Source organism: Hymenobacter koreensis (assembly GCF_039541855.1).
Lineage (GTDB): Bacteria > Bacteroidota > Bacteroidia > Cytophagales > Hymenobacteraceae > Solirubrum > Solirubrum koreensis.
Genome location: NZ_BAABHA010000010.1, coordinates 71,937 through 84,361 on the forward strand (window position 1 = coordinate 71,937; position 12,425 = coordinate 84,361).

Genomic DNA, 12,425 nt, shown 5'->3' on the forward strand with positions numbered 1-12,425 from the left:
TGATGCAGTTTGCTTAAATATTTTTTTCAACACCACCATCATGCAGACAGGAACTGTAAAATTCTTCAACGAAACCAAAGGTTTTGGTTTCATCAAAAACGACGAGACTGGCGAAGACATCTTCGTTCACGTAACCGGCCTCATCGACGAAATCCGTGACAACGACAAGGTTCAGTTTGAAGTGTCGGAAGGACGCAAGGGCTTGAACGCCGTAAAAGTACGTCGCGCCTAGTTCGCGAATAACTTTATCTAACAAGAAAGCCCGCCAATCGGCGGGCTTTCTTGCGTTTAGGCGCGCCGCGCCGTTGCACAAGTACCCGTTTAACAGTGCAAAAATGCGTTTTGCAGTGGCCATTCAGATGGCTTGTGCTAGGCTATTGTCCTACTCCCGGCGCCATTGCCGTTTATTATTCCTACCTTTGCAGCCGCAATTGAGAATCGGCCCGTCCCGGCCGGGGCGCCCTGCTGTTGTAGCGCCTGTCGTTTTATTTGTCGTTTGTCGTCGTCGTCCGTTGTCCTGTCGTGTTGCGTAGGGAAAGGAACGAGCTGGTTACCGATTGCTGTTCCAATCACTCCCTACACAAGACATGGAGAAAGTAAAATTTGAAGATCTGAAGCTCTCGGAAGAGCTTCAGCGCGCCATTACGGAAATGGGCTACGAGGAAGCCTCGCCCATTCAGACGGCTGCCATTCCCGTCCTCCTAGAGGGCAAAGACGTTATCGGTCAGGCCCAAACGGGCACCGGTAAAACCGCTGCGTTCAGCATCCCCGCCATCGAAAGCATCGACACCGACTCGCGCGACGTGCAGGTGTTGGTATTGTGCCCCACGCGTGAGCTGGCGGTGCAGGTTTCGGGCGAAATTCAGAAACTCGGCAAATACAAGCGCGGCTTGGCAGTGGTGCCCATTTACGGTGGCTCCAGCTACGACCGTCAGTTTAAGGCTCTTGAGCGCGGTGTTCAGGTGGTAATTGGTACGCCCGGTCGTATCATGGACCACTTGCAGCGCGGTACGCTGAAGCTCGACAAGGCCAAGATGATCATCCTCGACGAAGCCGACGAAATGCTCGACATGGGCTTCCGCGACGATATCGAGACGATTTTGGCCCAGATGCCGGAACAGCGCCAAACGGTGTTCTTCTCGGCTACCATGAGCAAGCCCATCATGGACCTGACGCGCAAGTACCAGCGCGAGCCCCAGATCGTGAAGGTGAACCACCAGGAGATGACCGTCTCGAACATCGAGCAGTCGTACTACGAGGTGCGTGGCCCGCAGAAAAAGGATGTTCTGTCGCGGGTTATCGACATGTTCAGCCTGAAGTCGGTTATCGTGTTTGCTAACACCAAGCGCATGGTCGACGACATCGTATCGGACCTGCAGGCCCGTGGCTACTTTGCCGATGGTTTGCACGGCGATATGAGCCAGCAGGCCCGCCAGAACACGCTCGATAAATTCCGCAAAGCCACTTTGGAAATTCTCGTGGCCACCGACGTAGCCGCCCGCGGCATCGACGTGGACAACGTGGAGGCCGTAGTTAACTACGACCTGCCAACGGACGAGGAATACTACGTGCACCGCATTGGCCGTACTGGCCGCGCGGGTAAATCGGGCAAGGCCTTCACCTTCGTGAGCGGCCGCGACATTTACAAGCTGCGCGACATCATGCGCTTTACCAAAGCGCAGATCAAGCAGGAGCGTATTCCGTCGTTCGAGGACGTATCGGAAGTGAAAACCACGCTGTTGCTGGGTCAGATCAAGGAAATCATCGAGAAAGGCAACCTGGAGAAATACGTGGGCCGCGTACAGCGCCTCATCGACCAGGAGGAAGAAGTGACGTCGCTTGACATTGCTGCTGCCTTGCTGAAGATGGTGATGAAGGAAAACAAGCAGGCCGAAAAAGGCATCGAAGCCGACCGCCAGAAAGGCGTTCCGCGCGACGGCTACACCCGCATGTTTGTGACCATGGGCAAAAAGGACCGCCTGCACCCGCGCGACCTGGTCGAGCTGATTGTGGGTGCCACCAGCATGGCCCCCGGCCGTGTGGGCGACATCGAGCTGTACGACAAGTTCAGCTTCGTGGAAGTGCCGAACGAGAACGTGAACGAGATTGTGGAGCAGCTTGGCCGCACCACGCTCTACGGTCGTCCGGTGGCCTTTAGCCTGGCTACGCAGCGCGAAGCCGGTATGGAAAGCGCCGAAGCCGGTGACCGTCCGCGTCGTCCGGCCGGTGGTGGCCCGGGTGGCTACGGCGGCAACCGTGAAGGCGGTTACCAGCGCCGCGAGGGTGGCTACGGTGGCGGTAACCGCGAAGGCGGTTACGGCGGTGGCCAGCGTCGGGAAGGCGGCTACGGCGGCGGTCAGCGCTCCGGTGGTTACGGCGGCGGTGGCAACCGCGAAGGCGGCTACCGCGGCGGCAACAGCTACGGTGGTGGTCAGCGTTCGGGCGGCTACGGCGGCGGTAACCGCGAAGGCGGCTACCGCGGTGGCAACAGCGAGGGTGGCTACAAGCCGCGCCGCGACCGTGACAGCGGCGTAGACGAATAAGCTAAGCTTCAACCAACAGCTTGCTGCTGGTATGTTAATGCAAAAGGGCCACCTCATTTGAGGTGGCCCTTTTGTTTCCCGGGCTTCGGGAGGAAATGGCAGATTTGAGTTGCCTACAACGCTATGAGGCCCGCGGTAAAGATTAGTTTATTTAGAGGAGTCGCGCAGGCTGCGAATCTGGTCGTGGGCTTCGCGGATGCCATTGTACTGCTTTTCTACAATGGACTTGATGTTGCTGGGCAAGCCTTCTGCTTGCACGGCCTTTTGGAAAGCCTTTACGGCGTAGTCTTCGCCACGCTCGCACTCGGCCAGAATGCTGTGCCGGTCGTTGCTGGTTACCACCGATTTAATGTTGATCCAGGCGCGGTGGGCAGTGCCCACTACGGAGTCGAGCTTGCCTTCTTTGGCTTCCTCGGGGTGCAGGTTCAGGTTGTGCATGGCGTTTTCCAGCTCCGTGAGGTAGCCGTCGCGCTGCACTGCGTACTTTTTAAATACTTCCTTCAGATCCTGATCTTTAACGTCGGTCAAAGCTTCAGAATATCCACGCTCGCCGTCTTTCAGGGTTTCTACCAGTTCATTCAGAACGCCGTGGAGCATTTTGTTGTCGGTTGCCATGGGGCTGTGGTGTTTTGGGTTGACGGAAGAGAATTTAGTACTTCTCTTACTCAAGCATTACACCTAAGGTTGCAATACATGCCTGCCTGGGTTCAATGTACCGACCAACTATGGGGCCTTATGAGCCGTGTTTTATTAATCGTGCTTCAGAATAGAATGACCTACAACTCAGCTTGCCATAGCCCGGCCGGCCAGATAGCCTGTTGTCCAGGCGGCCTGAAAGTTGAAACCACCGGTAATGCCATCAATATCAAGTACCTCGCCGGCGAAATACAGTCCGGGTACGCGGCGGCTTTCCATCGTTTTTAGGTCGACTTCGCTCAGCGGAATGCCGCCGCAGGTTACGAACTCCTCCTTGAAAGTGGTTTTGCCGCGCACTCCCAGCGGCTGACGCAGCAGCACTTCAATCAGCCGGTTTTGCAGCTTGGCTTGCAACTCGTTCCAGCGCACTTCGGGCCCGATGCCAGCTTGTTCGGTGAGCGTACGCCACAGCCGTTGTGGCAACCCAAACAAGGGGTTCGACTGCACTACCTTCTTGCCGTTTTCCGCCCGAAACGTATTCAGCCACTGGCGCATGGTTTCTTCGGTTTGGGTGGGTACCCAGCTGACGAGAGCCGTGCCGGTGTACTGCAGCTCGTGCAGGCGGCGGGCACCCCAGGCCGAAAGCTTCAGTACAGCCGGGCCGCTCACGCCCCAGTGGGTTACCAGCAACGGCCCCTCGTAATCGAGCTTTTCACCGGCCAGCACCACGCGGGCGTGCGGCACGCTCACGCCCATCAGCTCCTTCAGCGGCGACTGGGGCACGTTAAAGGTGAACAACGACGGAACCGGCTCCTGTATGCCGTGGCCCAGCTCACGCAGCCAATTGTAGCCTTCCGATTTGGGCACGCCACCGGTGGCCACCAGCAGCCTTTGTACGCGCAGTTTGCGGTTCTGGGCTCCGCTGAGCGTCAAGTCAAAGCCTCCGTCGGGTAGGGGGGTTATGCGCTCGGCGGCGGTACTGAGCAGAATTTGCACCCCGGCGCGGTGCGCGGCGTCGAGCAAACACTGGGCAATGGTTTCCGAAGAATCGGTGACGGGAAACATGCGGCCGTCGGCTTCGGTCTTGAGCTTCACGCCGCGGGCCTCAAACCAGCGCACCGTGTCCTGGGCGCCGAATTTGTTGAACGGATCCTTGAGCTGTTTGCCACCGCGCGGGTAATGCTGCACCAGTTGCGCCGGCGAAAAGCAGTTGTGCGTTACGTTGCAGCGGCCGCCGCCCGATACGCGCACCTTGCTCAGCAACTTGCTGGTTTTCTCAATTAAATAAACGGTGAGCCTGGGGTTGGCTTCGGCGCAGGCAACGGCACCGAAAAAGCCCGCCGCTCCGCCGCCCAAAACTGCCACGGCTTCGGTTGAATTCTGCTTCACAACTACAAAAGTACGGCGCGCTTCACGCTAAGCGCAGAAACCCAGCGACGCAATTGGGTCGGGGTGCCGGAAAGGGTAACGCAACGCCTCGTGAAGTCGTTCGGTGGCAATCAGTTTGCCGGAACTGTGGTCGGTGTGGCGAAACTGCGGCGCCGGCAACCCTAGGTATGCGGCCGCCGCCGAGTAAAAGGCTCGGCGCGACGGATGCGAAGGCGCGCAGACGTTGAGCGTGCGGGCCGGACCGTGCTGGGTAATTACGGCCTGAATGATGCCCACGGCGTCGGCTTGGTGCAGCATGTTTACGGGAGCCTCGGGCTGCGGCAAATCGGAACGGCCGGCCAGGAAACGGCCCGGCGGCCGGCCGGGACCCATGAGGCCGCCCAGGCGCAGCACGGTGGTTTGCCACGGCTGCTTGGCCGGTTGCTGAAACAGGTATTCGGCGCGAAGCAAGCTGCTGGGGCCGTCGGGTGCAGCCACGGCGTCGTCTTCGGTCATGGTGCGGTCGTCATCGGGGTACACGCCGGTGGAACTGACGAACACCACGTGGCGGATGGATGAGCCCGGCAGGGCGTCGGCTACGGCTTGCAAGGAGGCCGGGTAAGCGGCCAGGTCGGGCACGGCGGCGCGGCGCTGGCCGGGCGGCACGTTCAGCACCAGCACCGAGCAGCCAGCCAGCACGGGCTGCACGGCGGCGGCCGGGGTTTCGGACGAAAGACTGAGCTCGTGGGGCCGGATGCCATCGGCCACCAGCAGGGGCAGCTTGTGGGGGGACGTGGTGCTGCCGGCCACCGAATACCCGGCGGCTACCAGCGTGCGGGCCAGCGGCAGCCCCAGCCAGCCGCAGCCAATGACTGCCACGCCGCCTTCCGAAGAAAAAGTCTTGCTCATGGCCCGAAAATTACGTCATTAACAGCCGTTTCCGTCGGCAGTACGTGGCTATGGGAGCAGGTAAACTGCTCGGCATGCATACAAAATCACGTAATTGCCGTTCTTGCGTTTCATTGCTCATTCACTTCTTCTTTCCCTATGACCTCACCCTACGCCCAACCCATGCTGCGCGACGGCGCCCTGCAAGGCAAAACCATCATCGTAACCGGCGGCGGCACTGGCCTGGGCCGGGCCATGACCACTTACTTCCTCCAACTGGGGGCCAACGTGGTCATCAGCTCGCGCAAGCTGGATGTGCTGGAGAAAACCGCCCAGGAGCTGCGCGACCAAACCGGCGGCCAGGTGCTGCCCGTGCAGTGCGACGTGCGCAAATACGACGAAGTGGAAGCTTTGCTGAAGCGCACCCTCGACACCTTTGGCGGGGTAGACGTGCTGGTAAACAACGCCGCCGGTAACTTCATCAGCCCTACGGAACGCCTCTCACACAAGGCGTTCGATGTGATTGTGGACATTGTGCTGCGCGGCTCCTACAACTGTACGCTGGCCCTGGGCAAGCACTGGATTGAGCAGAACAAGCCCGGTACCATTCTCAACATCGTTACCACGTACGCTTCGGTAGGCTCGGCATTTGTGGTGCCTTCGGCGGCAGCCAAAGCTGGCGTGCTGGCCATGACGCGCTCTTTAGCCGTGGAGTGGGCCAAGTACGGCATCCGTTCGGTGGCCATTGCGCCGGGCCCGTTTCCGACCGAGGGCGCCTGGAGCCGCTTGTTCCCCGAACCGCTGGCCTCTAAGCTCGATCCAGCCGCTTCGGTACCGCTCAAGCGCGTGGGCAACCACCAGGAGCTAGCCAACCTGGCGGCTTATCTGGTTTCTGACTTTGCGGCTTACGTGAACGGGGAGGTCATTACCATCGACGGCGGCGAGTGGCTAAACGGCGCGGGTGAATTCAACAAGCTGGAAATCCTGAGCCAGCCCATGTGGGACCAAATCGAGAAAACGATGCGCCGGTAGCGGCTAAAATTGGGCGGTTATAGTAGCCGCATCGGCACGAAAAAAGCCCAGCTTTCGGCTGGGCTTTTTTGGTACGCTTACTTTTCGGATTCGGAGGTTTTAGGGAATAAAGCAGCCGGTTTGGGCTGAACCCATGGTTAGAGTTTGTAATCCTTGTAATCCTTGCTGAATTCGGCCGCTGGAATGGGCTGGTTGGCTACCACATCCTGGAACTCGAAGGACTCGAACAGGCCGCGGTCGTCCCACACGGAAATAACGAGCGGCAGCATCAACTTCTGATCGACGCAGATAATAGTGCGGCGCCCGTAGGCATTGGGGACTTGCAGCGTGCGCCCGGCGGGTACGGTTTCGCCGTACGAGAGCTTGTTGCGTTCCAGAATGCGATGCTCGCCGCAGCCGAACCGGTCGGCTATTTTGGCGGGCGTCTCGGGTTTTTCGGGGGTGTAGTTTACGTACTTAAACTGCGGAAAGTCGGAGCGCAGAATGTAGCACGGGCGGTTGTGCACGGTGGTGTCGCCGGCGTACCGGAACGAGCGGCGGTACGTGTCGGAGCGTTGCGGCATGGTACGAATTACGTCGGTAATTACCCCGTAACCGGCTTCCAGAATGCCGTGGTGCTGGTTTTTGCGCATCAACGAGCCGTTGGGGTCGAGGCTAAGCGTCACGTAGGGAAAACTGTTGGGGTACACCCAGGCGTCGCCGTCGTTCTGGCCTTCAACCCACAGCACCTCAATGCCTTTGTGGTTGCGCAGGTAAATGCGCTGGGGCCCAAACGTGAGTTTCATTTGGGTGCGTACCTGCTGCAGGGTAGAGCCCATGCGTTCGGTGGCCTTTACGTTGCAGCGCAGGGTTTGCAGCTTGTCGATGGCCGTGCTGAGGCGCGTGACCAGTTGCTCAGTGGTGATTTTATCGGGCGGAGCGGCAGCAGAGGCCGCCAGTAACATACCGATGGCGGCCAGAAGCCGGAAAGGATGAGTCATAAACAATTAGCGGGGGAGCCTGGGCTTTGGAACCAGTAAGTTGCGCAGAAATCAGCAATAGTATTGGCGGGCGGGGGTTAGTTAAGGCTGATTTTAGGCAGCCGGGAAGCCGTGCTGTCGAAAACGAACAACTCATCAATTTCCACGCCACCAAAAAAACGATAGAGCGGAAACTGTTCCACTACCGCGCGCACCGCGTCGGTATTTGGGCCCTGCATGGTTACCCAGCCCCGGGAGCGGTCGGCGCTGATGGCGTAGGCCAATATCACGCTTTCGTCGATGAGGCTGCTGATGAAGGCGCGGTGCCGCGGAATCGTCGACACGAACTCCGCGTCGAAAGCATCGGGAAGGCGCAACGTAACGACAAACAGGGCCATACGGAGTGGGAAGGAGGGCAACGTTCGGCCGGTTAACGCCACCGCCGCCGGGAAAGTTGGTCGCATGGCGTGGCCGCCCACAACTTTTTTAGCGTTTGCCCGAACAACGCCTTACCCTATGCATTTCGCCGTCATAACCCCGACTCACAACCGCGCCGCTTATTTGCCCGAAGCCGTGCAAAGCGTGCGCGCCAGCGTGCTGGCCCCGTTGCCCGAAGCCAGCTACGAACACCTGGTGCTCGAAAACGCCTGCACCGACGACACCGCCCGGTTATTGCGCGACCTGGCTTCCGCCGACGGCGCTCCGCTGCGTACCCAGTCTCATCCCGGCCCCGAGCCGCTGCTGCCCGGTCCGGCCCGCAACCGCCTCATCCGCGAAGCCGCGCCCAATGCCTGGCTGGTGCCGCTCGACGACGACGATGTGCTGCTGCAGCGCGCCCTTTATCACTACGGCGTCCACATCGGGGCTAACCCGGCGGGTAAGTGGTTTGTGGCCGATTTTCTGCGCGTAGACCAGGAACGGCGCTACCTGCCCGGCGAAGACTACTACGCCTGGCGCTTCGACTCGCCCACAGACATGCTGCGCGCCATTTTTCGGGCCGAGCATTTCATTCAGGGGAATGTGTGCTACAGCCGCGCCTTGTTCGACGAAGTAGGTGGCTATGATGAAAACCTGCACATGGCCGAAGACCTCGATCTGTACGTGCGGTTTCTGCTGGCAGGCCATTTGCCCGTGGTGTGCCCTCACCTGAGCCACCTGCATCGTTTTCACAGCAGCAATGTGAGCATAGGGGTAGACGCCGCCAGGCACGGCGCCGACCTGCAGGTGCTCTTCGATAAGTACACCGGGCAACTGACCCAATTAGGTATTGAGCGGCCCGGCTAAACGACACTGGAACCGTTTTCAGAATAGCCTGCCGCTAAAACGCCGAAAAGCGCTTCGAGCTTTACGAAGCGCTTTTCGGAAAAATTGATTCTGCTGTGTACGCCCGAGGGGCGTTTATTCCCGGGTAAGCTTCAGAATGCGTTGGCCGTTAGGAGTGCGCACCGTTAACACGTATACACCCACCGGCAGGCGGTTCAGCTCGTCCAGCTGCACGTCGTTCTGTCCCGCGTTCAGGTCGAGTTTCTGGGTGAAAAGCTGCTTGCCCACGGCATCGTTTAGCCGGAGCGTGACGGGGCCGGCGGCGGTGGTTTTCACGCGCAACGTGAGGTGCTTGCCGAAGGGGTTAGGAAAAGCCTGAACCAACAGCTCGGAATTAGTTGGAACGCTTACCGTGCGCACCGGGCTCAGCGAGGCGGTGCCGTCGCGGTCTACCTGGCGGAGGCGGTAATAAATAACGTCGGCCTGGTAGCGGGTCAGGCGGGTGTCCAGCAATTCGTACGTGGTGCGCTGGCTGGTGGTGCCGTTGCCGCGCACCGTACCGATGCGGCTAAACGTGCGGCCGTCGGTGCTGCTTTCCACGTCGAAGTAATCGTTGTCCTTTTCCGATGCCGTAACCCAGCGCAGGTAAGCATCGGCGTCGCGCCGCTCGGCCGTAAACTCCACTAACTCCACTGGCAGCGGGTTCTGCCGGTTAGAGACCGTGAAAGTGCCCAGCGAGGTGCTGCTGAACGAAAAGCTGCGGGTGGTAGCGGTGGTGCTGGCCGCTCCGGCGGCCCCCACGCTTTGCCAGGTGGTGGGCGAAGCGGCCATCCAGGCCTGCATGTTGGTGAAGTTGGTAAGGCCGTTGTCGTTGTCGGACAGCCACTCGAGGGTAATGGGCACAGCACCGGCCGGCGCACTGGCGCTGCTGATGGTCCAGATACGGTCGATGCCTTTGGCAGCGGCGTTGCTCGGGTTCACGCCGTAGCTCACCCCGGCTTGCAGAAGCCCGGCCGTGCGGGTAGCGGTAACGCCGCCCAGGCCGGTGACGTCGAGGGTAGCGCCGTTACCGAAGTTGAGAGTGCCTGCGGTAGCGTTCCGTTGTACCTGAAGCCGGCCTTGCACGTAGCGGCCGCTTGCTTCACCGCTGATGGTGCCCGAAGGCAGAATTATTGCCGTAGCACCACCGGTGGTTCGCACCATGCCGTTTGTCAGCGTCAGTGCATTGCTTACCGATACATCAGCAGGCAGAAGCAGGACACTGGTATTGCCGGAGGGCTTGGCAACTTCCAGCTGGTATAGAGTAGCGCCGCCAGCCGTCAGGCTTTGGTCGGTGGTTCCACTGATGAGCACCTTGCCCGTGCCGGCCCCAACGGTTCCGGCATTTACGAAGTTGCCTTTCAGCTCTACGGTGCCGTTGTTGATCAGGGTGCTGCCGGCCTTGTTGGTCAGGTTTCCGTTCACAAACAACGTGGCCCCTGTTCCCACGGTAATCTGTGCTCCGTCGTTCGTGAGGTCTTGGGCAGCCAGAGCAGGTGCCAAGGCCGTTAGTAGCAGGGTGATGTAAAGTTGTTTCATAGAATTGGGCTTGGGCTTAAATATAGTGAGTATTCAATTTAGTGTGGTGTTTTGGAGGAAAGTTATGGGGGTTTTTTAAGTGCTGAAGTAACCTCGTGGATAGTGTAATGCGAGTTTATCTCGCTGTATTACTGATGGATAGCCGGCCAGAAAAGCCGGAGGTTATTCCAGTGCCCTTCTCTGACTTCTTAAGGTAAGTTTTTAGTGCGGTAAGCTGCTTCGCACCGGTTAGTTGCGGAGGTATACCGCTCCGCCTTTCATTACCAGCCGCACTTGCCGGAGCGCGGTTACATCCTGCGTAGGGTCGCCTTGCACTGCCACCAAGTCGGCCAGTAAGCCGCTCTTGATGCTGCCGCGGTCAGTCAACCCAAACAGCTGGGCGTTGCCGCTGGTTACGCCGCGCAGCACTTCCTGAGGGCTGAAGCCATATTCCCGCACCAACAGCTCCAGCTCGCGGGCGTTGTCGCCGTGGGAGAACACGCCTACGTCGCCGCCAATGGCAATGGCCACGCCGGCCTTGCGGGCAGCTTGCAAGCTGGTTTTCTTCTGCCGAATGCGTTCGGGTTCGGGGTCCTGGCCTTTGCGCCAGCCGCGGTATTGCAGTATGGCGTCGCCGGCGGCTACGGTGGGGCAGAGGACCACGCCGCGCTGCTTCATCAGCTTAAACACTTCGGGCGTGCCGTTGTCGCCGTGCTCGATGGTTTGCACGCCGGCCAAGGTGGCGCGGCGCATGCCCTCGGGCGTGGAGGCGTGCGCCACCACCGGTCTACCAGCCGCGGCGGCGGTTGTCACAATCAGGTTCAGCTCTTCCTGCGAAAACGTGGGGGCGGCCGTACCGCCCAGGCCCCAGCGGTAGTCGGCGTATACCTTAATAACGTCGGCTCCTTTACCTATTTGCTCGCGCACGGCGCGGATTACACCTTCGGGGCCATCGGCTTCCTGCGCGCCCTGGGGTACGTGCACATCGGTGGAAAGCTTAGGGCCGTAGCTGCCGGTAGCCACCAGGGCCAGGGTGGCAATGAGCAGGCGCGGGCCGGGAATAAGGCCTTGGTCGATGGCTTGTTTCAGCCCGACATCGGCGTAGCCAGCGCCTTCGGAGCCCAGGTCGCGGGCGGTGGTAAAGCCGGCTTCCAGGGTGCGGCGGGCGTGCACGGTAGCGCGGGCCACGCGCAGCGCCTGCGACTCCAGCAGCACCTGGTCGTTCCAGGAGGTTTCGTTATACGGATGCAGCAGCAGGTGGGAGTGGCCCTCAATCAGGCCCGGCAGCAAGGTTTGACCGGGCAACTCCAGGGTTTGCGCGCCGGCCGGCGCCGTAAGCTGCGCGGCCGGGCCCACGGCTTTAATTCGGTCGCCCTCGATGAGCACGGCCCAGCCAGGGTGCAGGGTTTGGCCGTCGAAGACGGCAGCGGGGCGCAGGAGGTAAGTGGATGGCTTGCCTTTTTGCGCCCGACTCAAGTTCGGCATTAGCAGCACAAAAGAGGCAGTAAAAAATAAGCTTAGTAAACGCACGAAAGGCAGTGTTAGAGGATAGACGTCGGTTTTTTGAGGTCGAAAGACAGGCCCAGCTGAATATCCAGGACGAGTAGGTTCACATCAGAGAAAGGCACATCCGCATCCTGGAGAGTAGGCCCGCGCGACAGAATTCGCGGGTGAAATACGGCTTCCAGGTTAAAGCGGCTGCCCCATAGATGGCGGTAAGTCAGGTTGTTCCAAACGCCTAGCCCTATTTTATTGGCCGCGCCATGTTGTTCCTTGCGGCCTACCGCGTCAACACCGAAGGTAGGCCCAACCGTCAAAGCCCATCGACTGGCGTTATTGGTTCGGTAGGCCAGAACGGCGTGGGCAGAATACAAATAATTGTGCAGCTCGGAAACCGTACGGCTCGGTCTCCATGTGCTACCGATTGTCAATTCGTGCGGGTGTCGGGCGCGGGCGGCGGTGGCGGTCAGTCCCAGCGCCACATGCCGGCCAATATCAACGCTACCGTGCAATCCAACGGCCGGCGCGCCCGGAAAGGACTTTTCGCCCAGGTGAGCGTAGCCGCCGGTAACCATTACTTTTTGCGCTGCCGCAGAAAACGTACTACTCAATGCAAGACCCAGGAGCAGATATTGGAGCATCGGAAACATGAAAAGCCGGGAGTTGCGTGTATGCAGCT

At 59.8% G+C, this 12,425-nt stretch carries 12 protein-coding genes; 4 read left to right on the forward strand and 8 right to left on the reverse strand.

Annotated elements, in window-relative coordinates; all coding sequences use genetic code 11:
* Positions 1-40: 40 nt before the first annotated feature.
* On the forward strand, positions 41-232 hold the full coding sequence (locus ABD903_RS14190; protein ID WP_151079922.1) for a cold-shock protein: 192 nt from the start codon (positions 41-43) through the stop codon (positions 230-232).
* 355 nt (positions 233-587) lie between these two features.
* Positions 588-2,543 carry a DEAD/DEAH box helicase gene (locus ABD903_RS14195; protein WP_345225306.1) on the forward strand — a complete coding sequence of 652 codons (1,956 nt, stop codon included), beginning with the start codon at positions 588-590 and terminating at the stop codon, positions 2,541-2,543.
* Between the two features lie 147 nt (positions 2,544-2,690).
* Here ABD903_RS14195 and ABD903_RS14200 read toward each other — a convergent pair whose 3' ends face one another.
* The 3 genes from ABD903_RS14200 to ABD903_RS14210 form a co-directional block, all read right to left on the reverse strand.
* Positions 2,691-3,158 (reverse strand): PA2169 family four-helix-bundle protein, encoded by a 468-nt coding sequence (locus ABD903_RS14200; protein ID WP_345225308.1) that lies wholly within the window; start codon positions 3,156-3,158, stop codon positions 2,691-2,693.
* Between the two features lie 168 nt (positions 3,159-3,326).
* Positions 3,327-4,568: a BaiN/RdsA family NAD(P)/FAD-dependent oxidoreductase gene (locus ABD903_RS14205; protein WP_345225309.1), complete on the reverse strand. Its 1,242-nt coding sequence runs from the start codon at positions 4,566-4,568 to the stop codon at positions 3,327-3,329.
* Positions 4,569-4,595: 27 nt separating this feature from the next.
* Complete coding sequence (locus ABD903_RS14210; protein WP_345225311.1) at positions 4,596-5,456, reverse strand: SDR family oxidoreductase; 861 nt, start codon at positions 5,454-5,456, stop codon at positions 4,596-4,598.
* A 138-nt stretch (positions 5,457-5,594) separates the two neighbouring features.
* Between ABD903_RS14210 and ABD903_RS14215 the strand changes: the two genes are divergently transcribed.
* Complete coding sequence (locus ABD903_RS14215; RefSeq protein WP_345225312.1) at positions 5,595-6,467, forward strand: SDR family oxidoreductase; 873 nt, start codon at positions 5,595-5,597, stop codon at positions 6,465-6,467.
* Between the two features lie 137 nt (positions 6,468-6,604).
* Here the strand turns inward: ABD903_RS14215 and ABD903_RS14220 are convergent, their stop codons facing one another.
* Entirely contained in the window at positions 6,605-7,447 is an 843-nt protein-coding gene (locus tag ABD903_RS14220; protein ID WP_345225314.1) for a LysM peptidoglycan-binding domain-containing protein, read from the reverse strand.
* A gap of 77 nt (positions 7,448-7,524) precedes the next feature.
* On the reverse strand, positions 7,525-7,824 hold the full coding sequence (locus tag ABD903_RS14225; protein WP_345225316.1) for a hypothetical protein: 300 nt from the start codon (positions 7,822-7,824) through the stop codon (positions 7,525-7,527).
* Between the two features lie 118 nt (positions 7,825-7,942).
* On the opposite strand from ABD903_RS14225, the gene ABD903_RS14230 reads away from it, so the two are divergent.
* Positions 7,943-8,710: a glycosyltransferase family 2 protein gene (locus tag ABD903_RS14230; protein WP_345225319.1), complete on the forward strand. Its 768-nt coding sequence runs from the start codon at positions 7,943-7,945 to the stop codon at positions 8,708-8,710.
* A gap of 114 nt (positions 8,711-8,824) precedes the next feature.
* Here ABD903_RS14230 and ABD903_RS14235 read toward each other — a convergent pair whose 3' ends face one another.
* From ABD903_RS14235 to ABD903_RS14245, 3 genes are all read right to left on the reverse strand, one after another.
* A complete protein-coding gene (locus ABD903_RS14235; protein WP_345225321.1) occupies positions 8,825-10,267 on the reverse strand; it encodes a T9SS type A sorting domain-containing protein in 1,443 nt (480 codons plus the stop codon).
* Positions 10,268-10,495: 228 nt separating this feature from the next.
* Entirely contained in the window at positions 10,496-11,731 is a 1,236-nt protein-coding gene (locus tag ABD903_RS14240) for a metal-dependent hydrolase family protein (RefSeq protein WP_345225323.1), read from the reverse strand.
* Positions 11,732-11,787: 56 nt separating this feature from the next.
* Positions 11,788-12,396 (reverse strand): hypothetical protein, encoded by a 609-nt coding sequence (locus ABD903_RS14245; RefSeq protein WP_345225325.1) that lies wholly within the window; start codon positions 12,394-12,396, stop codon positions 11,788-11,790.
* Positions 12,397-12,425: the final 29 nt, after the last annotated feature.